Below are 21,267 nucleotides of genomic sequence, written 5' to 3'. Positions count from 1 at the left end.
AGTTAGTAACTTGAGACTCGAATGATAGGATAATAAAAGCTATTCCTATGGTAAAAATGGTGCGGTGATGGTTTTGAATAGAAAAAAAAGAATGCCAGTCGTATCGATTCTGCTCGTAGTTTTGCTTATTCTTTGCCCGCTGTTTTGCATGCCTGCTTTTTCTCAGGGCGGGAACGTTATCGTCACTATCAACATAAAAGATTACATGCTCCGGCCCGTCCCTAATGCCTCGGTGATTGTAGACGATATATTTGTGGGCGTTACAGATCGTGATGGCCTTATAACAGTGTCAAATTTTAGCGCAGGGCCGCATAACATCACCGCATCAGCAGAAGGCCTGGCCACCCGGACGGCGGAGAGGGAGTTTTCTGATGGAGCGAAGGTAAACGTCCAGTTGAACAGGGAAAACGTGGTCACAGATCCGAATATTGTCACTTTTATAATCCTTGATAGCGGCGCATCTAAGAGCAAGCTTGCAGGCGCGACCGTTTACATCGATGGAGAGCCCATAGGTAAAACGGATACAAAGGATGGAAAAGTACAATACTTGATCCCGGCCGGAATCCACAGGGTAAAGGTACAGAAGGAAGGCTGGCAGGATAATGAGACTGTCATGGAGATTACGCCGGGCGCGACTTACACGATGTACCTGTCTACGGCGGGAAAGTTCTCAATATTTAACCTTAAGCTATTTCTTTACGCCCTTGAAAAGGAAATCACGAAAGGGCTATTAGTAACCATCCAGCTTTCGGTAGTGGCCATGTCTATTGGGCTGGTAATCGGCCTGATAATGGGCCTTGGCAGGGTATCGTCGAATATCATCTTTAGGTCAGTGGCATCCGTATATGTCGAAGGCGTGAGGGGGCTGCCCATACTCTTACAGCTATTATTCGTGAACTTTGGATTGCCTTTCCTCATATCTGACATAACTGGCGGCCAGTTCAACATCGACGGGTTCACCGCCTGCGTCATCGCCCTCTCTGTGAATAGCGGGGCGTATATGGGCGAGATATTCAAGGCGGGCATCGAGGCAATACATAAAGGCCAGATGGAGGCGGCGAGGTCGCTTGGCATGACGTATAACCAATCAATGAGGTATATCATACTCCCGCAGGCCTTTAAGATAGTTCTCCCTGCCCTAGGAAATGAGTTCATCGCGCTCATCAAGGACTCCTCCATCGGCATGGTCATCTCGGTCATGGAAATAGTGTGGTGGTCCAAGTCCATTGGAGCAGAGTATTATAATACGTTCACGCCGTTACTTGCGGCCGGCATGGTGTATCTGTGTATTACGATACCCCTTGGTAGAATGGTACAGTATATGGAGAAGAGGTATAACGTTAATAACGCGAGAAAGCAAGGTACAGGCATCTTGAAGAAGAAGCCCAGGGCTGGAGGGCGTGAGCCGGAGGGCACCGTATGAGCAACTGCATGGTAACAATCAAGGATCTGCGCAAGAGGTTTGGAGATCTGGAAGTCCTCAAGGGCGTGAACATGGAAGTGAAGAAAGGGGAAGTTGTGGTCATCCTTGGCCCCAGCGGCTCAGGCAAGAGCACGATTTTAAGGTGTATAAACCGCCTCGAGGAGCCGACAAGCGGCCAGATAATCATAGATGATATCGAGGTCACGAATCCCCGGACGGACATTAATAAGGTCAGGCAGCGGGTGGGCATGGTTTTCCAGCAGTTTAACCTTTTCCCTCACATGACCGCCCTTCAGAATATAACGCTCGCACCCATGAAGGTCCAGAAGAAGTCGAAACAGGAGGCCGAGAAGATAGGGCTCGAGCTTTTGAAGAAGGTAGGGCTGCTAGATAAGGCTAATAGCTATCCTATGCAGCTTTCGGGCGGCCAGCAGCAGCGCGTCGCCATAGCCAGGGCTCTTGCGATGAGGCCGGACGTCATGCTTTTCGACGAAGTGACCTCAGCTCTCGACCCCGAGCTGGTAAAAGAGGTACTGGACGTCATGAAGAACCTGGCCATGGATGGCATGACCATGATAGTCGTCACGCATGAGATGAACTTCGCCAAGGAAGTGGGGGATCGCATCATACTTATAGACGGGGGCGTCATCGTCGAGGAGAACACGCCAGACCAGTTCTTCACCAACCCGCAGCACGAGCGTACAAAAAGGTTCCTCAACATGATAAAGAATTAAATGGCATTCGTATGGCAGCCATACGTTCGATAGCGTGGAACCGTGTTTCTGAGCCGTCTGACAAGGATGGTTTCCATGTGCACAGCACGATGCCGAGATGACTGGCTGAAAGCACGGATGAACCGGGCGGAGAACCCGGAGAGCGTGTAAGGTGGACGCCCGCAATTGAAATGGTGGGAGGGCGTCGCTGATCTCCTTTTTCTATAGACTCAATTGGGGTTCTATGAGATAATGGATGGTTAAACGCCACGTCTTCTATTTCTAGAAGCTGGGAGGGGCGGAACAAAGCGAAGCCCCCATTTAGATTGACCTATTAAAGAATTGGGGGTCTCCGAGGGGGGGGGGGGAGGAGACGACTAGCCCCCCTTTAGGAGACAAAAATTCTTTGTGTCCTTTGTGTCCTTTGTGGTGAATATTTTTTCTTCGTGGCCTTTGTGGTTAAATGATCTGCTCGGCTTCTCTAGTGTTGGGGGTTGTTATATGGACGAGCCGCACGTATGGACTCGGAATCGCACCTCATCTTCGACGGGACGAGCACGGCGAGTTAAACAATCAAAGCCCTCTTTGATGAATATGATACATATTAAAAAGAGGGCAAAAAGGCTACTTCACCAGCTCAGCGCCCTTCTCGACGACCAGCCTATGAGGAGTTGGCAGCTTGTGGCCAGCCCTCCGCAGGGCCTCCTTCGCCTTCTCGAAGTTCTCCTTATTGGTGTAAATCGTAAAGATGCCCTGGCCCCGATAGACGCGGGCAGCGGTGCCCACGGCCTTGCCAAAGGCGCGCCTCATGCCATCCGACACACGGTCTGCGCCGGCGCCGGTCGCCTGCTTATTCTCCCTTAAGACCTGATGCGGGTAAACCCTGACCTTAAAGCGGTAATTCTGCTTCCCAACATCGCTCATCAAATAGCGGTTCGCGGACACACGGGCCGCCTCAAGGGCGTCATGCCTGATCTGGCACGTCTCATTCACTACTAGCGTTACTGCGATTGGCAACTCATCGGTGAGGTTGCCCATGTCAAACTGGGTGACCTTAACGCCTGGCACACCGCCCATGTACTCCCTACGGGTGTAGGCCGGGCCTGAAAAGTTCTTGTACATCCTTCCTGGTTTTCTCGCCATGATTCTCTCCTCAAAAGGCGTGGTTCTACAATGCCCTCGGGCATTATAAATGTTACGATTTGATGATGTCGCTCATCGTCGAGAGCATGTATTTGATCTTGTCTATGGTCTGCTTATCCTCGTCGAGCTTGCCGCTTATGGAGGCCTCGAACTCTTTCTGGGCTTTTTTGATGGAGACGAGCATGTCGCTCAGCTCCTTGTACGCGTTATCGCTGGCCTGCCTTATTCCGGCCTCGGCGGCCTCCGCCTTGCTCGCCAATTCTGCGCTCCTGGCGTTGAATATCTCGTCCTGCGCCTTTATGAAGGCGAGCAGTTCCTTGTTGCGCAGCTCGAGGGCCTTGACCTCCTCCTCTACTCGAGATAACAGCTCATTATAGCGTATATCGAACGAGCTCTCCCACTCCTCGATGCGCTTCTGGGTCTGGTCATTCTTCTTTATGATTGACTCTTCCAGCTCTTTTATTCGTGAGACGCGCTCGTCCAGCGCCTTAGCCGCCTCCTCGGCCATGGCCACATGCTCTCTCACTAGCCGGCCCATATCGAGTAGCTTCAGCTCATCCTCGGCGTAATCGAGCGTGCCAGCGTTGCCCCTCCGCTCATAGGCGTTAATCGAGGCATGCTCCCTCTCCAGCCTGTAGAGTAGCTGCTTATCCTTTCCTATGTACTTTTCCAGGTCCATACGATCACGCCTTGATGAGCTCGTTCATCGTCTTCATTATCTGCTTTATCCTCTCGGTGTTCTCCCTGTCCGCCTCAATCTTCTTGTTGATGGACTCCTCTACCTCTTTCTGCGTAGCCTTAAGCTGCTTTAGCACCTCGTCCCTGGTGGACAGCATAGACGACTCGGTGGCAGTCTTCGTCGTCTTCGCCGTCTCGAGCATGCTGGCCTTTGCCTCTTCCATGGCCTTTATCGCCTCGTCTCTTGCCTTGAACATCTGCTCCAGCGCCGTCTCCTTTGAGTTATTGGACGCCGCTATGACGACGTCCCTCGTATCGAGCAGCTTCTTGATGGTCTCTTCCCTGGTGTGCTTGATGGAGTCCAGTATCTCGTCCCTGGTCTTTGCCATCGACTTTTCAGCCACTATTCGCGCATTATCCGTGGATGAGAGCACGATGGACTCGGTTTGCCTGAGCGCCACTATGAGGCTGTCCCTGAACTTAGACATCTCGTCAACTGCCTGCTTCTTCTGGGAGTCTATTGCGCTTGACAGCCCGTCCTTTTCCTGCTTTATCGAGGCGAGCACCTCGGCGCGGATCTGTTCCATGGTCGCCTTTGCTTCCTGGTCGACGCGTGCTGAGAGCTTTCCGTACTCTTCCTCTGCCTTCTTTGAGGCGGTGTTCAGGACCTTGGCCGCCTCCGTGACCTCTTCCTTGGATTGGCTCACCGCTTTCAGGACTTCGTCTCTTGCCTTTAGCATTGAGTCTGACGCTGAGGCCTTTGTTGCCTCTATTTCGTTGATCGCGCTCTCTTTTAGCGTGCTTATCTCATCTATTGTGCCATTCCTGAGGGCTGCCACTTCTTTGATAGTGCTGTCCCTGAGCGATGCGACCTCTTTGATAGTGCTGTCCTTGAGCGATGCGACCTCTTTAATAGCGCCATCCTTAAGAGACTCCACCTCACTGACCGCATTCTCCTTAAGCGTGGACATCTCTTTCACAGCATCGCCCTTAACTGCCAATATGGCATTCACAGCCTCGCCCTTAACGGACTCGACGGACTTAAGCGTATCATCCCTGGTAGCGAGCAGCGAGCTCTCAACAACCTCGCGCGTGTTCGCCGCAAGCTCGGTAATGTGGGCGGACGTCTCGTTCAGCTCGGCAAGCGCATCCTGCCGCTTCTTCTCAATATTCCCGACGGCATCCGCCTCCACGCTTCTTATCGTAGAAGTCGCCTCAGACTCTGTGTTTACGATAAACTCCTGCACGCGGGCCTTCATGGCCTCAACGCTACTCGTAGCCTCATTCACCGCGTCGATCACCGACTTCACAGCCTCGGACTTCACGCTGGCGACGGAGTCGAGCACCTCCGACTGCGTCTGCTTCAGCAGGTTAACAGTGCTTGTCTGCATCTCCTGGAGCGACTTTATGGCCTCATGGGCCGCCTTACTCTGCTCACGGACGCGCTCCTCCACGCCGCTAATCTTTAGCACAAGGTCGTTCTCGGCCTCGCGGACGCGCGTTATCATCTCGACCTCTATCTTATTCTCGAGGTTCCGCTCCATGGCGTTCAGGTTATCCTCGAGTGCCCTGTAGCGGTACTCAATGTTATTAAGGTTGATGAACTCCTTCCTGACTGCCGACAGCCTCTCATCGAGGTCCGCAAAGGTGCTGTTGACCTGGTCGATCTGCGCCTTCAGGTACTGCCCGGCCTTGATGAGCTTGGCCTCCTGTGGGGTGACGTGCTCCGCATCGTTCTTGAACTGCTCGATCAGGTTCCTTATGCTTTCCATCTCGTCCTTATAGTCCGATATGAAGTCCTTGATGGTCTTGATGTCGCCGGAATATGCCTCGACCTCATTCTTGAGCCGCACTATCTCGTCCCTGGACTTGTTAAACTCCTTGACCAGCTTGATGTCCTCGGCGTGCTTCTCCACGATAGACTTCATGGACTTGAGCTCGCTACGCTGGTCGTTGATGAGCTTATTCACCGTGGCAAGCTCCTCGGAGCTCGCCCCTATCTCGGCCTTGAGCGCCTTGACTTCCTCCTCGAGGCCGGAGTAGTCCTTGAGCGCCTTGACCTTCTCGCCGTACTTCTCTATGAAGAGCTTGTAGGGCTTCATCTCGTTCTTCACGTCTAGTAGGCCAGCCTTCAGCGAGCTCACCTCGGCGGCGTGCTCGCTTGCCTGCTCGTCAAGCCTCGCCCTCAGGTCTGAGAGCGAGCCGCTTATGGATTGCAGGGACTTGGCCGTTGCCTTGCCCTCGTTTCTGGCCTCGGATAGCTGTGATTTTAGTTGCTTTACATCGCTGTAGTACGCCTCTATCTTCTCTGATAGCGCGGATACTTCTACGCCCGAGGCCTCTTTTATGGAGGCCTCGATGAGGCCCAGCTTCTCACTCAATGCAGAAATGTCATTAGCCGTCGACTCCCTCAGCGAGGATTCAAGCGCCCTCAGCTTATCGTCATTCGTTTTTTGCATGGACGCTATGGCAGCCTTAAGGCCTTTCAACTCATCAACGCTCGACCTGAGCGACTCCTGATAAGCTTCCATCGAGGCCTTTAAAGCCTTAACCTCTTTATCATAATTGCTCTCCAGGGCGGCACGCCCCTCCTCGCTGGCCGCACGGACCGACTTGACCTCTTCCATGAGGCGGGCTATCTCATCCCTCAGGGAGTTAATCTTACTATCCACCACTGCTATGGAATTCCTGGCCTGCTCGGTATCAGACGAGTAGCCGCCAAGCGAGTCCTTCAACGCTTTAATCTCGCCAGTACACTCGTCGAGCGCCGATCTCACTGCAGCTATCTCCTGTTCATAGCGGTCGGCGTTCGCCTTCAAGGCGCTAAACTCGTCGCGGTATAGGCTAATCGCGTTATCGACAGACGTGAGGCGCTCATCGCTGGCCGCCAGCGACCCCTTAAGGCCTTTGACCTCGGCCGCGAGCTTCTGAAGCACCTGCTTTTCCTGCTCCGCGAACCCTTCAAAGTCGAATTCCTTTAAGCGAGCCAGGTCCTCCCCAATCGAGCTTATCGTAACGCTCTGGGACTCCAAAAGAGACTTCTGCTCCAGCAGGTCGGCCTGGAGCTTCTTGAAGTCCTCAGGCTTAATCTCTTCTTTATATGCGTCAAGCTTTTGCAGCTTATCGACGATGGCCGCCATCTGCCTGGCATACTCTTCCCTCTGGGCCTGGACGTCTTCCCTGAGCTTTTCAAGCTCTTTACGCTGCTTCTCGGACTCAGAGACCTGTCGTTCCATCTGGCCCTTCAGCAGGTTCAGCGCCTGGATGTCGGGCTGTGCCACGGCCTGAGCCACACGCTCGGCCCTGGGGCGGGCCTCCTCCCGCTCTTTAATGGGCGGCGCCTGCTTCACAGGCGCCGTTTCTTTCTGGGATGGGATGGGTTGTAATATATTGGGCTTCAAGATGGGTCTTTGCGCAGGCGTGGCCTGCTTAATGGCTGCCTTAGGCGGCTCTTTCGCGGGTTGAGGCTTATCAGCCTGCTTCTCCACCGCAGGTGCTTTAACCTGCGGCTTAAGGATGCCAGGCTTTTCCGCCGGCTTCTCAGCGGTCGCGGCCTCAGGCTTCTCCTGCATGGAAGCGTCCGCCTTGACGTCCGTCTTATCCAGTATCGCTGCCAGGGTCTCTAGCTCTTTCTTTATCCTTTCCTCTTCATTTTTCTGTTCAGCGCCAGAATCGTCCTTTTTCGGCTTCCTGTCGAATAAACCCATTCCATATCCCAACCTGTATTTCTCTTATCTCTCGTTTTTATTATGGCTTTAAAGTTAGCAAGAACCAATATATATTTTGTTATAGCTCCCTTCGCTTAACATTCCTTTGTTTTTAGCCTTTATGTATAATAACTTTTTTCTCTTAGGGAAGATAGCCAATAAAATGTCATTGCTCCTTATACTCGACGCATGACTCTACGAATTTTTTTGCAAAAGGCACATAAGAGGCGGCATGCAGGTGAGTGTAAGAGCCCAGGGTGTTGTTGACCATCATGCCATCCATGCCGTCCTTGATGCCGATGCCCCTATCCATCCTGTAGGCAAACTTCGCATCCGGCGGGATGTCGGTGATAATAGAATAATGGAACTCGTGGCCCTTAAAGAAAGAGCCTTTAGCTCCGATGGGCGTGTCCTTCTCGAACTGGCCTGCCACGTAGCCGATGTGCCTTATGTGTTTCATGGAGGCGACGCCATCCATTGCTCCCACCATGTCATAGCGCTTGCCATTCTCGTCCTCCAGCGCCCTCACGAGGTACATCATGCCCCCGCACTCGGCGTATATGGGCATCCCGTTCGCGGAGGCCTCGGCGATGGACTTACGCATGGAGCTGTTATCGGAAAGCTCGCCAGCGAAGAACTCCGGATACCCGCCTCCTATCATGAGGCCATCCACGTCGGGGATCTCACGATCATGTAAGGGGCTGAAGTATACCACCTCTGCGCCCTTTAAGGTCAAAAGGTCCACGTTATCCTTATAGTAGAAGTTGAACGCCTCGTCCAGCGCCACTCCGATGCGCACGCCGGCGTCATTTTCCTTTATGAATATGCTCTGCTTACGGGCCTTCAGTCTCGGCGCCGCTTTAGCGATCTCCACTAACCGGTCGATATTCACGTGTTCCTTTATGATCGCCTTAATCTTGCTTATGCGCGCCTCGAAATCGCCCACCCTCGACGCGCCCTCCCTGGCAGGTATCAGCCCAAGGTGCCTCATCGTAAGGCTCATCCCCTTGTTCCGCGGGATGGCGCCCAGAACCTCGACGCCCGTGTACTTCTCGATGGCGGTCCTTGCCTTCTCAGCGTGGCGCTCGCTGCCGACCTTGTTTAAGATGACGCCCTTAAAATTTATGCCTTTATCGAAGTCCTTATATCCCTTGACGATGGCCGCCGTGCTCCTGGTGATGCTCTGGGCGTCCACGACGAGTATCACAGGGGCCTTGAGTATCTTTGCTATCTGCGCCGTGGAGCCGACGTCCGAGACGGCTTCGAGGCCCTCGTATAGGCCCCTGACTCCCTCGATTATGGCGATGTCAGCGCCCTCCGCCGAGTGCTGGAACGCCTCGACGATGGCCTCGCCAGACATCAGGAACCCGTCTAGGTTCTCCCCCTGCCTGCCCGTGACCAAGGAATGATAGCTGGGGTCTATATAGTCTAGCCCCACCTTGAAGGGCTGAACCTTCAGGCCGCTCTCATGAAGGATGGACATCAATCCTGTGGAGATCGTCGTCTTTCCCGCTGAGCTCCGGTCGCCCGCAAGGATGATCCTCGGCATCGTCATCATTGGGTTAGCTTCCTCAGGTCTTCGTCTTCTAATGCTTCCGGAACCTTTTTATCCTTTTCCGTTAGCATGCGCATGGCAAGCCTTCGATAGATGTCGGCCATCGCAGAGCGCGGGCTTCCCTCGATCACGCTCTTCCCCGCCCGCTCGCACTCCTGCACCACCTTATCCCTGGGTATGTAGGCGAGCATGGGCACGCCAAGCGCTGAGGCGAACCTTTCGACAATCTCCCTTTCACGCTCCGCCTCCCGCTCGTTGCATATGACGCCCGAAAGCGGAGTGTTAAGCGTTTTAAGCCCCCTGCAGATGTTGTTCGCCGCGTACAATGGCATATACTCGCCAGACGTTATGATATACGCTTCTCTGACCATGCCCTTCGTGATGGGCACGGCGAACCCGCCGCACACGATGTCACCTGGCACGTCATATATTATTACGTCCGAGGCCTTCATGGCCCTGCTTACCTTTTGTAGCGCCTGTACTGCCACGATGATGCCCCTGCCCGCGCACCCCACGCCTGGCTCGGGGCCTCCAACCTCGGCGCAAACGACGCCGTTGAAGCCCTCGAATACGACCTCGCTCTCCTCAATCTTACCCTTTTTCCTGAGCGTATCCATTATGGTTGGTATCCGGCGGCCGCCCAGGAGCGTTATCGAGGAATCGCTCTTCGGGTCGCACCCTATGAGCATGACCTTTATGCCTTTTTCGCCCATTGCAGCCGCCACGTTTGAGGCGGTCGAAGACTTACCTATGCCGCCCTTGCCGTATATGGCCAGATGCTTTTTCATAGCATGCTCCTCAGCGTCTCCCCGAACTCTGACTCGACCATGCCCCTGACGCCCAGCGTCTTGGGGTGAAGGTCCACCTCTACCATGACGTGCTGGTGGCCTATGGCTTTCAGCGGCTCCACCTGGCGGGGCCCGTTTGTGATTGAGAATATTTCCATGCCCTTTATGGCCTCGTACGGGATGGCGTGGGGCACCCCTGAGAGCACCACGTAATCGTAGCTTGAATATCTTTCCGTGATGATGCGGCCGGCGTTTTCGCCCGTGAGCGGGTACTCGTCGAGGCCCCCGGTGATGTGGTCGACCTGCACCCCATTCTCTTTTAATTGTGCCATTATCGTGGCCGCATACCTTCGGATGCGGGGCAGGCCAACGCTAGCGTCCAGGTTGGCGATGGTGACCGGCACGGGCGCGCCAACAGCACTTGCAGCCTGGCACACCGCCAGGTTGACGTCGGCAAACATGTAGGCCGTCTCCTTCTTCGCGTTCAGTACTGAGACGCCCCTTTTGCCCTGCCTCATCAGCTCTAGCAGCCTGCTGGCGGCCTTATACTTTAGATCTCCTCGGGATGGCTCGATGTAGTCCCTGCTGGCGGCCCCCGACTTCTTCTCTAGCTCGGTGGCGAGCAGGAGCATCCTCTTTTGCCTCTCAAGCTCGCCCTCGTCTATAAGCCCGACGGCGTGCGCCGCCTCCAGCGTAACTATGGCGCCATGAGTGTTATCGCTATAGCCCGCATGTATCTCCACCTCGATTACAGGGACTCCCGGCCCGACTTCCTCGACGGCACGGTGAAAATTCTCCCCGATTATCATGCTGGCACAGGTGCCCACTATGCCCACTCTACCTGGATGAAAGCGGCTCATCACCTTTTTTAGCACGTCGACCAGCAGGTCGTGGCCGCCAAAGACGTAGTCTGAGTCACACATCGCCGTGGTGACCACGCGCATGCCATCCTCCTCCAGGAGGCGCGAGTGCTTGAAGCAGCACCCTGGAGGGCCGTGAAGGATCGCCACGTCCGTGTCCAGGTCACGCAGCGTATAGAGCGCGGCCACTATTGAGCTGGGCCTTGGCTGGATAATCCTTTCTACATTCTCCATCGTTTCACCTCCATGTCTTCACGCAGCTAATAATGGTATCGCCCGGCGAGGTCTTTTCCAGCGCCATCGCCAGGCCTTCTTCCAGGCTTCCCGCGTGCGCGTGGCCGCCTATGCGCATCCTGTCGCCCACCAGGATCGCCTCATCGACCCTCGGGTCGCCTAAAATCTCTGATACCTTCGCCGGGTCCAGGCCATCGCACACGTTGTATGCTTCCTCGCCGATGACCAGCACCTTCCAGCCCTCGTCTTCTTCGACGGCATCGAGGGCCCGCTCCACCCCCTTAATATTCAGGCCAGAGTTAGAGTTATCGAGCAGGACCCGGCCCTGGAGCGTCGAGAACTTCATGCGGCCCTCGACGCCCTCAAACCCCTCGAAGGCGCTAGTAATATCTTCCGGGCTTGCGCCCATCGCCAGGGCTGTAGCAATGGCGCAGAGGGCAGGGCCCCTGTATGAGGCGCCATCGAACCCGCCCGAAAACCTTATCCTGATCCATCCATCTTTATCCGGCAGGCGATACCGCACCCGGCCGTCCTGGGCGTAAAAGACGTCCCCGCCCCGGCCGAAGGCCAGCCTCTTCATATCAATTTTAATAGAGGCATCGCATACGAGAACTCCGCCTTGCTTTAAGCCCTTAGTAGCGCGAAGCTTGGCGTCGCTCGCCATGAGCGAGCCGCCCGCTATTGGATAATCCCTGTCCAGCGTAGTTATGACGCTTACGTCCCCTATGCCGCACAGCCCCAGGGACACCTCGAATATGCACAGAGTCGGCTTTTTTTCCGCCGCTACCTCGAGCGCTTTGATTATGTTCGCTGGCGTTATGCTCAGCCTGCCCAGTCGCTCGCCATTAAAGAATAAACCCATGCTGTTATGCAGCAGCACGTCTTCCTGGGGGAACATACGGGCTAAAATGGCGCATGTCGTGGTCTTACCGTATGTCCCCGTCACCTCTATGCATTTACAATTCAGCAGGCCCGTCTGCCGTATGATGAGGCCCGTCAGCTCATGGTGCGTGTAAACGGCCTTTTGCTCCGCATATGCCCTCTGGAGGAGGGGGATGAGGGGCATATGCACCGGGGCCGCGAGAGCGTCGAAGCCTTTCACCTCGTCAGGCTTGAGCACGGGCACGCCAGAGCTAACGTCCCTTCTAGTGCCGTAGACGTCTACGGCGAAGGCGTCATATCCCATGCCGCGGAGCCGCTCCGCCAGCAGCAGGCCGCCGTGGTTTATGTCCAGCACGCCATAGGCCGTTCCCATACACCACCCTTAATGAAATAGGCGATAAGCTTCCATGATACGCTTTGCAGATAGCTCGGCTATGAGGTCGTCTGAGCCCAGCGGGTCCGCGTACACTATATCGAAGCCGTTGTAAGATATCCGCCTTTGGCCTTCCCCCAGCCCGATGAGGCCTGGCACGTCCTCCGTCGTGTGCACGCCCTTAGCCAAAAACAGCGGGAATACCACTATCTTCTTTACCCCTGTCCCCACAAAGCTGTCCAGGGCGTCCTTTATGGATGGCTTGTTGATGTTCATGAACCCTATCCGGGTGACCGCATCGGGCATCTTTTTGGAAAGCTTGTCAGCGACTTCCTGTATGAGCTGCTTGTTATAGGGCTGGGAGCTTCCGTGCCCCACGATCAGCAGGCCGAACTTTTCACTTTTTTCCATTTAATTCCTCCCATTAGATTGAGTAATTAGGCTCTACTGTATAAAAAAGATGACGTTTGTAATACCAAGTGTGAGAAATTCATTTATTTTTATACAATATGGGCGGCATCCTCTATGGTCTAGTGGTGCGAGAAGAGCATGGCCTCCAGCAGGTTTAAAAGCCAGGCGAGCCTTTGCTTATACTTTATACCAGTACATGCAATAGTTCTCAAGCCTATAGGCGACCTTGCCCTTATGGTTAAGGCTACTAAGGTGGCCCTTCAGCATGACAAGCGTAAGCCAATAGTTATTAAGGCTCTTGTACAGGTCAAGCTTATAGCTGAATCTGGTGACGAGGCTCTCCGTGGAGACGGGCTCCTCGATGAGGCCGAGAATGATCTCGTCGACCCTGTCGAGCTGTTCCAGATGGTAGTCGGCTGCCTTTAAGGCGTCATCCCTCTCCATGGGGTCCCCATGGCCGGGCACGACATAGTCGAAGTCGAGGCCCTTGATCTTTATAAGCGACTCCCTGCAAAGCTCCGGGTCTATGCTATAAGGGAGCTTATACTTGCTCCATATCTCCTTTGAGTATAGCGAGTCGCCAGAATATAGGACAGCGTCCTCGGTGATGAAGCCATACTCGCCAAGCGTGTGGCCGGGAAGCCATACTGATTTAATGGACGAGTCCAGCCAGTCCTCAACGTAAAGGTCCACCTCGCAGGCGTCGCCCTGGAAGTATGGCGTAATCATCTCGGCGGGCGGCCTCGCCCAGCTAAACAGGCCCCTGACGTTCACCTCGGGGTTGCGGACGAGAAGGGCGTCGTCCTTCGAGGCGATGACCCTTGCGCCCTTCTCCCTGAACTCGTGCGCATGCCTGAAATGGTCGTTATGCCCGTGAGTTATCAGCACGGAGTGCACGTCATCCCTGCAAAGGTCATCGTAGCCCACCGAGCCAGGGTCTATAACGTATCCCTTGAAAAGCCCCGCGTTACTCGTAGCGGGCATATAATACGAGTTGCCGGCCACCTTGATTGGGCCCTTAACTTTAGAAACCATCGATAACACCGGCTTTGCCCACTATCGCTCTAATTGGCTTTAACGTTAACGATAAGCATAGGCCCTACTTATAAAAGATTAAGCCCGTGCCTTCTCCGGCTTCTCGCCCCTCTCCTTCCTGCGCTGCTCCTCCTCGATCCACTCCAGCTTGCCCAGCGCCACCTGCCTCATCGTCAGCCCTATCTTGCTCTCGCGGGGGTTGTGCTCGTTAAGGCTGACCGCGACGATCCTGGCGCGGACCTTATCCCCCTCGGCAAGCGACTTATTCGTCTCCTTGCTCACGAGCCGGGCGTTCTTCTCGTCATAAGACATGAACTCGTCGGCCACCTGGCTTACGTGCACAAGGCAATCTATCGGGCCGACGCTCACGAAAGCCCCGAACGCCACTATCTCCACCACAACGCCCTCCACTATTTCCTGAAGCTCCGGGCGGTACGCTATCGCGTCAAACGTAACCTCATAGTAGACCGCCCCATCGCCTATCAGGATGTGCCCCTCCCCGATATCCACGATATCCAGGACGGCCACAATGGAGCCAAGCGCCTTATCAATTCGCCCCTCCAGCTTATCCCTTATAGTCTCATTAATGACCTGCTCCAGATCCTCTTCAAGCCTCTGCGGCGGTATCCTGATGATGTCGACCAGCCTGACTTTCCTGTACATTAATCATACCTCTTCACATGTGATCGCTTTCAAGCTTATGCTTTGAACGCATGTATATGGTCTTAATTCCTTCGTTTTTAAGGCGTTTCCTGAGCTCCGAGTCGTTGGTGAACACGGGCGCATGCAGCTTTTTTGCCAGCTCTACGATGGCTCCGTCGGCCTCGCCAGGGGCTTCGACGACCTGGCACCTGCGGGCAAGGCTTTTCGCGACCGCGAGGGCGACCCTATCAGCGCCTCTCACCTTATTCTCAAGCGCCTTAAGCTCATCCACCACGGCCGACGGGAGAACACACTCGTCATAGCCCAGCCTACCAAGCTCGTCGAAGACGTCCACGCCAAACTGCCCCTGCGCCATGAGCCCATTAGTATCTATTATTACTTTCAACCCGTCAGTTCCCCTACTCCGATGAGCCTCCACCTGGCGCCGATGCGCCTGCTGATGGCTATTCTGGCGCCCACCTCGGCGCACACGGGCCGCTTCAGCGCGACCTCGGCCGCGTCCTTCCTGGCCGAGGTAACGACGCCTATGGTAGTAGACGTCCCGATGCTTAGCATCAGCGGCTCGCTCGTGGCAATTGACTTGACCATGGCCGCCTCGTCCGCCACGCCCACCACCCTTTCGAGCAGCTGGGTCTTCATGACGAACTTATGCCACACCGGTGGAAGCGTGCCCGGCTTGCCGGCAACCTGGCCGGCGAGGGCGTCGCTCTTGGTCATGGACGGGTCCAGCTTCGTGCCAACGGCCAGCAGCCCTCCAGGCGTCGCCTCCTCCACGGACTCGCCCCCATAGACGAGCTTAACAATGGTGGTCGTTATCGGCTCCCACTTCGTCCTGCCCTCGAACTCGACCTTCCTGCCCGGCCTTATCTCTATCTCATCCTTGACCTTGAAGGTGCCCTGGGACAGGGTGCCGCCTATCACCCCTCCATTCAGCTTTGCGGGCTGAGTGCCCGGGCGGTTGACGTCGAACGAGCGAGCCACCTGCATGAGTCCTGGCTTATTCAGGTCGTGCTTCGGGGTCGGGATGGTCTCCTCTATGGTCTTAATCAGAACGTCGATGTTGATGTTCTGCTGCGCCGAGACGGGCACGATGGGCGCGTTCTCCGCCACGGTGCCCTTCACGAACTGCTTTATCTGGTTATAGTGCTTTACTGCATCTTCCCTGCTTACAATATCTATCTTGTTCTGCGCTATGACCACGTTTTTTATGCCGATGATGTCCAGCGCCATTAAATGTTCTTTTGTCTGGGGCTGGGGGCATGGCTCATTGGCCGCTATGACCAGCACGGCGCCGTCCATGATGGCAGCCCCTGACAGCATGGTGGCCATGAGCGTCTCGTGTCCGGGCGAGTCCACAAAGGACACGGTCCTCAACACCTCTAAATCCTTCGAGCCGCACGCCGCGCACTCGGGCTTCGAGGTGTAGCACTCCGGCTCCTTACAGTTCTTACACTTATAAAAGGTACAGTCGGCATACCCCAGCCTTATGGATATGCCCCTTTTCAGCTCTTCGCTATGGGTGTCGGTCCATACGCCGGAAAGGGCGCTCACCAGCGTCGTCTTCCCGTGGTCGACGTGGCCCACCATACCGATGTTAACGACAGGTTGTGGCAAACTATGGATCCTCCGGATAAAATAATGACATTGACGATTTCACTCGACTTAGTATCACTTCTAATATATGTATATTTGTATGTCCTTTTAAACTGAAAGCTTTTATTTTCTTATTGCGTTATTTTAGCTTATGATGCCTATAGTTGTAGCGGGCTCGAGCCACCCGGGGATGGCGCATAGCATAGCCAGGGCGCTTGGAGTTAAGGCCAGGTTTCCAATTGTGGAGAGGTTTCCCGATGGAGAGATACATATAGTTGCGCCCGCCGTCGATGGTACTGTAGTCTATGTGCAGACCATGCACCCGTACCCCAACGAGATGCTAACGGAGATGGAGTTCGCCGTGGACCTGCTAAAGGAGCAGGGGGCGGAAAGGGTTATCGCCGTGGTGCCATATTTAGCGTATACGCGGCAGGATACAAGGCATGTCGATGGAGAGGCCGTTGCCGTGAGGACGATGCTGCGATTGCTCGAGGCGGCAGGAGTCAACGATATCCTGAGCGTGGACATTCACCTGCACAGGCTTGGCCTGGAAGACCTGTCGGCCATGACCTCCATAAAGCTCCACGAGGTCAGCGCCGTGGACGCGCTGGCGAAAGAGGCGGGCAGGTTCTTGAATAAGCCAGTAGTGGTCGGCCCGGACTCCGAGTCTGAGAGGTGGGCGAAGAGGGCTGCCGAACTTTTAAGCAGCAGCTATGACGTTCTGGAGAAGCGCCGAATCTCGCCCAAGGAGATCGAGATCCGGCCTAAGACGATGGATGTGAAGGGGCGTGACGTGCTCATTATCGATGATATCGTGAGTACCGGCGATACGATAAAGAAGGTCATCGAGTCCTTGAGGGCGAGGGGCGCGAATAAAATAGCTGCGGCGTTCACGCATGGCGTGTTAAGCGGGGAGGACGCGGCCGCCGGGCTATACAGGGCGGGCGCGGACTACCTGGTATCCGCGAACACGATAAACAACGAGTTCAGCCGCGTGGACGTCGGGCCTATAATAGCGGGAAAGCTAAAGGAATTGATATGAAGACCGTTATCTTCACGCATGGGGACAGCGATGGCCTGTGCAGCGGCGCACTGGCGCTTGCAGCATGTGGCGACTCGCCCGTATATTTTACTAACCCTGTCTCTGTCTTGACCGATATCGAGGAGGCACGGGGCTATGACCGCATCGTCGTGTGCGACATAGCGATCAACCTGCCGAGGAGTGCGCAGATGAGGGATAAGTTCGAGTCCCTTGCGAAGAGTAGCGAGGTGATATACATAGACCATCACCCTCTTCCTCCAGGCTTTAGCGCTCCCTGGCTTTTTCACGATACAGGGGCGAGCGCATCTGAGCTCACTTTTAACTATTTCAGTAATGACTTGAGCCCTGATATGAGCCGGGTGGCTATGTATGGAGCCATCGGGGATTATGAGGACATGACGCCCGGCGCGCGGAGGATTCTCCAGGACTGGGATATGCGGAGCCTGTACTATCAGGCGGGCACATTGTCCCAGGGCATTGAGATCGGGCGGCGTGACTATGAGTTTAAGCGTGGGCTGGTGAGGCAGCTCGCCCAGAACACCTTGCCCTCCGAGATAGGCATGCTCGCCAAGAACGCCTTGATAGCCGCGAGACATGAGGATGAGATGAGGCGGCGCGTCCAGAGCGAGGTGGTGCGCATGAAGAATATCGCCTACGTGCTGGACATGAATGGCTGCATGGGTAAGGCCGCCATCTTTGCCCGCGTCTACGGTAAGGCCGTCGTGGGAATTTCCGCCGAGTACCGTGACCACCGGGACGCCTACGACTTCAGTGCCAGGGGAATTGGCGACGTAGATCTTAATATAATCATCGGCGACGTGGCATCGAGGAACGGCGGTACTGGCGGGGGGCACCCGCGCGCCGCCGGAGGGCGCATACCGGCCAAAAACATGAACCAATTCCTGCTCGACCTGGACAAGGCAATAGGAAGCGCCATGGAAAAATGACCATCCTGACATTTTAAGCACCCCTAAGCCTGGTAAAAGGGCAAGATGGAATCCTTAAGCACAAAAAGCCGCCACCTTTTTATTTTAGGAAGACAATCCTTAGGATTATGTTCCTAAACTTTTATCTGTATGGCATCCTCACGATTGCCTGTATGTCCTCGTCGAATACGACCGTGTAGGAGTCGAGCTCCACGTATGTCTGCTTGCCCGGCTGGTAGTCGTCGGTCTGCCTCATGACTGCGGCGAGGTACGTGCTGTCGTAGAGCAGCCTTTCGAGTATGATGACGTCCCCTATGACGTTGCAGTGGCCTCCGAGAGTGCGCATGGCATTCTCCTTAAGACTTACCAGCGATACGGTCCATTCGCCATTTTTATATGATGATGCCTCGAAAGCCCCTTTATAATGAGGCATCAGCGGGATGACGTCTACTCCCATGTTCGCTAAAAAATCCTCTATAATATACGCAGGCCTGTAGGCCTCTATCGCCTGCAGGCGAAGGTCCGCGACGTCGTTCTGCTGCGCCGGGTCATCCACGTCCATCCTCACGTATGAGGCCCTCAGCGCCCTCATGGCCTCCTCCAGCCTCCTGTACTCGTCCTTTAATAGGCCGGTTATGATGGCCGCCGCCTCTTCGGGTCTCTTTTTGCGGATTTCCTCAAGCCTGCGCTTCTGGCCATCGACCATAGGCTCCCCCAACATAAAAATAAAGCAGATAACGGTCACATCAATAGCGCCAATATGACGGACCCAAAGGTGAGCAGCAGGTTGGCGATGAACAGCAGGCCTACGACTATGAGGGCGCCCTTTGCATCGAGCTTTTCGCCATTCTTTACGGCATAAAACATCATATATGCGGTCCAGATGGAGCCCAGCAGGCTTACAATCGTGCTTAAAATAGTTATCGGATTGCCATAAGTGGCCTTCGCCGCCTGCATACCCTGGCTGAAGTCATAAACGGTCACGGGCATCATCAAGGTCAATGCTATGGAGATTATCGTGACTATGATGAGAGGTATAGCCGTATACCCGATGAGCGTTAGCATGTTCGGATAAAACTTGCCATCAGCCCCGAAAAACATGGACAGGACGTGAGCGACACCCGTGATTATGGGCCATCCTATCAAAACTGTTATGATGGCACCTATGACTCCGCCGAGCATCATATACATGGCCAGCGTCGAGGCCTCAATCCCCTGGATGCTGCCAGTATACCTCACCCTGGAAAAAGAGAAGTATGCCGCCAGGATTGAGAATATCATGTATACTCCGACGACCATCAGGCCCTCCTCAATCCTGGGCTCCTTGGCAATGTCTTTTGTCGTCTCATCTGGCTTCGTGATCATTCCCGTTATCCTTTCTACAAAGTTCATGTCATGTCTCCTTTACGTCTTTTATATACATCAGGGGGTAGCCGTCTTTTAGGGATAGCCCCACTGATACCTCATGATTTTCATATTTGATGGTGGCATCCACCTTTAGCATCGTGCCTTTTAGCTCGGTATACCCGAACGACGTCAGGCTTTCCTTGACCATTTCCCTGTCGATGTGGACTGTTATGCTTTTGACGTATGGCTGGACTGAGATGCTTTGCGCTATCGCCTTTTCGAGGCTGTCCACCGTATGCAGGCTTAATGGCGTGCCCACGAATTGATGGTATAGCGCGCCCAGCTTGATCCCCGCCTCGAATATCGCGTTGTCCCTTGAAGTGACCGCCATGTGGATACCTAAATATCTTATAGCCCTATAAAAGCTTAAGCTTGACCTATCATCGCTCTTCCACCACCTCGTTTTCCTCCTCGTCGAAGATGAAGAGCTCGTCTATGGTGGCGTGAAGCGCCCTGGCGACGTCGTGGGCCAGCTTCAGCGACGGGTTGTACTTGCCCTTCTCCAGGAATACTATGGTCTCCCTTCTAACCCCGACCAGGTTCGCCAGGTCCTCCTGCGTCAGGTTGTGGCGGGCACGGTATTCCTTGATGCGCGTCCTCATTCCACGTCTCCCTTGAATGAATAATAGACGTACCATCCATAGAACGTGACGAGTAATAGCATAATGGTCAGGCTAATGACCCGTATGCCACTTAGCGTATGGCCCCAGCTAAAATAGGTGAGCACCAGCAGGGTTGACATAAGAGAGACGCCCGATGCCCAGGAGTTCATCATGGAGAAGGCTGCGATCTTCCGCATGCGCTCGTCCTCGGTGCCGCCACACTGGCTATACCCCGACAGCGTTCCGACCACGATTGCTATGCCGAATATAAAAGCAACCAGCACGTAAATGCTAATGCTATCCGTGTAAAATAGGTGCGCCAGCGCCGCGAACACGCAAGCTGAGCCAAGCCAAAGCACATATCTACTCGAAATGCCTTTCATTCCATATCTCTCTCCTTAACCTGTCTCGCCAGTTTTTCATATTCCTTATGTTATTAAATCATAACATTATGTTAGAAATATATAACATATTTGGGTATTTATAGTTTATTAGGCCTAGGATTCCTCTGCGATAGATTTTTATATGTTATTATTATCTAACATTATGTTAGATATTTATAACAACTGGCTTAAGCAAGGTAGAGAGTAATGAAATTGTTTAACGATATAAAGGAGATACTAATTAAGGATAAAAAACTGTTATTGCTTACGAACGCCTATTACTTCGGGCTTGTAATCGCTGGCGCGATTATTGCCCTAATTTTTCCCCAGGCACAGCTCTACATGCTGGACATGGCACAAACCGGGCTGAGCTCAGGGCCGCTGTCGGGCGTATCCACCGCATACGCCTCGGGCAACGTTTTATACGCGGCCGCCGTGACCTTCGTGACCAACCTATTCCTGGGCACTATAATAGAGATAACGCTACCCTCGCTGATAATACCAATATGGGCGCCCATCATGGGCTTTATCAGGGCGCTAATGTGGGGAATCATGCTCATCGTGCCCGTTCCCGGCGTGCTGCCATTAAAAAGCCTCTTGCCCCACTATATAACCATCCTTCTCGAAGGGGAGGCATACGTAGTGGCAATCTTCGCCTGCCTGAGGCAGGTCAAAGTGCTGCTAGGGCTCGGATCGATGCCGAAGGAGCAGCGGCTTAAGGCATACCTTAAAGCCATCGTTGACAACGTAAAGCTCCTTGCCATGGTGGCGCTCATCCTCGCGGTTGCTGCGCTATACGAGGCATGGGAAGTGATGTTCTTTGCAGGGATACTAAAATAAGAAGGGGCA

The 21,267-nt window shown here is 54.3% G+C and carries 22 protein-coding genes; 5 read left to right on the top strand and 17 right to left on the bottom strand.

From position 1 onward, the window contains the following. The first annotated feature begins 67 nt into the window (after window positions 1–67). The gene (locus MTC_RS12510) at window positions 68–1,423 is read left to right on the top strand and encodes an ABC transporter permease subunit (RefSeq protein WP_014404683.1); all 1,356 of its coding nucleotides are present in this window, start codon (window positions 68–70) and stop codon (window positions 1,421–1,423) included. Beyond that, on the top strand, window positions 1,420–2,157 hold the full coding sequence (locus MTC_RS00350; protein WP_014404682.1) for an amino acid ABC transporter ATP-binding protein: 738 nt from the start codon (window positions 1,420–1,422) through the stop codon (window positions 2,155–2,157). Before MTC_RS12510 ends, MTC_RS00350 begins: the two co-directional genes overlap by 4 nt. A gap of 603 nt (window positions 2,158–2,760) precedes the next feature. Here MTC_RS00350 and MTC_RS00345 read toward each other — a convergent pair. The 12 genes from MTC_RS00345 to MTC_RS00290 all read right to left on the bottom strand — a co-directional run bounded on the left by MTC_RS00345 (window position 2,761) and on the right by MTC_RS00290 (window position 16,079). Beyond that, window positions 2,761–3,279, bottom strand: coding sequence for a 50S ribosomal protein L16 (locus MTC_RS00345; RefSeq protein WP_014404681.1), 519 nt, complete (start codon window positions 3,277–3,279; stop codon window positions 2,761–2,763). A gap of 52 nt (window positions 3,280–3,331) precedes the next feature. Next, window positions 3,332–3,958, bottom strand: coding sequence for a hypothetical protein (locus MTC_RS00340; protein WP_048188788.1), 627 nt, complete (start codon window positions 3,956–3,958; stop codon window positions 3,332–3,334). A gap of 4 nt (window positions 3,959–3,962) precedes the next feature. Further along, complete coding sequence (locus MTC_RS00335; RefSeq protein WP_014404680.1) at window positions 3,963–7,664, bottom strand: hypothetical protein; 3,702 nt, start codon at window positions 7,662–7,664, stop codon at window positions 3,963–3,965. A gap of 166 nt (window positions 7,665–7,830) precedes the next feature. Continuing rightward, window positions 7,831–9,222, bottom strand: a complete 1,392-nt coding sequence (gene cfbB, locus MTC_RS00330; RefSeq protein WP_014404679.1) for a Ni-sirohydrochlorin a,c-diamide synthase — start codon at window positions 9,220–9,222, stop codon at window positions 7,831–7,833. Further along, a complete protein-coding gene (cfbC, locus tag MTC_RS00325; protein WP_014404678.1) occupies window positions 9,219–10,007 on the bottom strand; it encodes a Ni-sirohydrochlorin a,c-diamide reductive cyclase ATP-dependent reductase subunit in 789 nt (262 codons plus the stop codon). The genes cfbB and cfbC overlap by 4 nt, the downstream gene beginning before the upstream one ends. Next, window positions 10,004–11,101: a Ni-sirohydrochlorin a,c-diamide reductive cyclase catalytic subunit gene (gene cfbD, locus MTC_RS00320; RefSeq protein ID WP_014404677.1), complete on the bottom strand. Its 1,098-nt coding sequence runs from the start codon at window positions 11,099–11,101 to the stop codon at window positions 10,004–10,006. The genes cfbC and cfbD overlap by 4 nt, the downstream gene beginning before the upstream one ends. Window positions 11,102–11,105: 4 nt before the next feature. Further along, on the bottom strand, window positions 11,106–12,356 hold the full coding sequence (cfbE, locus tag MTC_RS00315) for a coenzyme F430 synthase (RefSeq protein WP_014404676.1): 1,251 nt from the start codon (window positions 12,354–12,356) through the stop codon (window positions 11,106–11,108). 9 nt (window positions 12,357–12,365) lie between these two features. Continuing rightward, window positions 12,366–12,767: a sirohydrochlorin nickelochelatase gene (gene cfbA, locus MTC_RS00310; protein ID WP_014404675.1), complete on the bottom strand. Its 402-nt coding sequence runs from the start codon at window positions 12,765–12,767 to the stop codon at window positions 12,366–12,368. Between the two features lie 177 nt (window positions 12,768–12,944). Next, window positions 12,945–13,802: an MBL fold metallo-hydrolase gene (locus MTC_RS00305; RefSeq protein WP_014404674.1), complete on the bottom strand. Its 858-nt coding sequence runs from the start codon at window positions 13,800–13,802 to the stop codon at window positions 12,945–12,947. Between the two features lie 78 nt (window positions 13,803–13,880). Then, window positions 13,881–14,465: a DNA-directed RNA polymerase gene (locus tag MTC_RS00300; RefSeq protein ID WP_014404673.1), complete on the bottom strand. Its 585-nt coding sequence runs from the start codon at window positions 14,463–14,465 to the stop codon at window positions 13,881–13,883. 13 nt (window positions 14,466–14,478) lie between these two features. After that, on the bottom strand, window positions 14,479–14,850 hold the full coding sequence (locus tag MTC_RS00295; protein ID WP_014404672.1) for a type II toxin-antitoxin system VapC family toxin: 372 nt from the start codon (window positions 14,848–14,850) through the stop codon (window positions 14,479–14,481). Next, window positions 14,847–16,079, bottom strand: a complete 1,233-nt coding sequence (locus MTC_RS00290; RefSeq protein WP_014404671.1) for a translation initiation factor IF-2 subunit gamma — start codon at window positions 16,077–16,079, stop codon at window positions 14,847–14,849. Before MTC_RS00290 ends, MTC_RS00295 begins: the two co-directional genes overlap by 4 nt. A gap of 130 nt (window positions 16,080–16,209) precedes the next feature. Between MTC_RS00290 and prs the strand changes: the two genes are divergently transcribed. Together prs and MTC_RS00280 are read left to right on the top strand one after the other, a co-directional pair. Continuing rightward, the gene (gene prs / locus MTC_RS00285) at window positions 16,210–17,100 is read left to right on the top strand and encodes a ribose-phosphate diphosphokinase (protein ID WP_014404670.1); all 891 of its coding nucleotides are present in this window, start codon (window positions 16,210–16,212) and stop codon (window positions 17,098–17,100) included. Next, window positions 17,097–18,047 (top strand): DHHA1 domain-containing protein, encoded by a 951-nt coding sequence (locus MTC_RS00280; protein WP_014404669.1) that lies wholly within the window; start codon window positions 17,097–17,099, stop codon window positions 18,045–18,047. The genes prs and MTC_RS00280 overlap by 4 nt, the downstream gene beginning before the upstream one ends. Before the next feature lie 121 nt (window positions 18,048–18,168). On the opposite strand, the gene MTC_RS00275 is transcribed toward MTC_RS00280, so the two are convergent. Genes MTC_RS00275 through MTC_RS00255 form a run of 5 tightly spaced genes read right to left on the bottom strand, consistent with a single transcriptional unit; the run spans window position 18,169 to window position 20,394 of the window. Next, window positions 18,169–18,732, bottom strand: coding sequence for a hypothetical protein (locus MTC_RS00275; protein ID WP_014404668.1), 564 nt, complete (start codon window positions 18,730–18,732; stop codon window positions 18,169–18,171). Window positions 18,733–18,767: 35 nt separating this feature from the next. Then, a complete protein-coding gene (locus MTC_RS00270; RefSeq protein ID WP_014404667.1) occupies window positions 18,768–19,418 on the bottom strand; it encodes a Yip1 family protein in 651 nt (216 codons plus the stop codon). Between the two features lies 1 nt (window position 19,419). Next, window positions 19,420–19,764, bottom strand: coding sequence for a dihydroneopterin aldolase family protein (locus MTC_RS00265; protein WP_014404666.1), 345 nt, complete (start codon window positions 19,762–19,764; stop codon window positions 19,420–19,422). A gap of 49 nt (window positions 19,765–19,813) precedes the next feature. Beyond that, window positions 19,814–20,035 carry a helix-turn-helix transcriptional regulator gene (locus MTC_RS00260; RefSeq protein WP_014404665.1) on the bottom strand — a complete coding sequence of 74 codons (222 nt, stop codon included), beginning with the start codon at window positions 20,033–20,035 and terminating at the stop codon, window positions 19,814–19,816. Beyond that, the gene (locus tag MTC_RS00255) at window positions 20,032–20,394 is read right to left on the bottom strand and encodes a hypothetical protein (protein WP_237705930.1); all 363 of its coding nucleotides are present in this window, start codon (window positions 20,392–20,394) and stop codon (window positions 20,032–20,034) included. The genes MTC_RS00260 and MTC_RS00255 overlap by 4 nt, the downstream gene beginning before the upstream one ends. A 231-nt stretch (window positions 20,395–20,625) precedes the next feature. On the opposite strand from MTC_RS00255, the gene MTC_RS00250 reads away from it, so the two are divergent. Beyond that, a complete protein-coding gene (locus MTC_RS00250) occupies window positions 20,626–21,258 on the top strand; it encodes a hypothetical protein (RefSeq protein ID WP_014404663.1) in 633 nt (210 codons plus the stop codon). Window positions 21,259–21,267 lie beyond the last annotated feature (9 nt).

It is taken from the genome of Methanocella conradii HZ254 (genome assembly GCF_000251105.1).
Taxonomy (GTDB): domain Archaea; phylum Halobacteriota; class Methanocellia; order Methanocellales; family Methanocellaceae; genus Methanocella; species Methanocella conradii.
The sequence above is the reverse complement of the archived record's forward strand: the minus strand, read 5'-3'. Positions and strand labels throughout refer to the sequence as shown.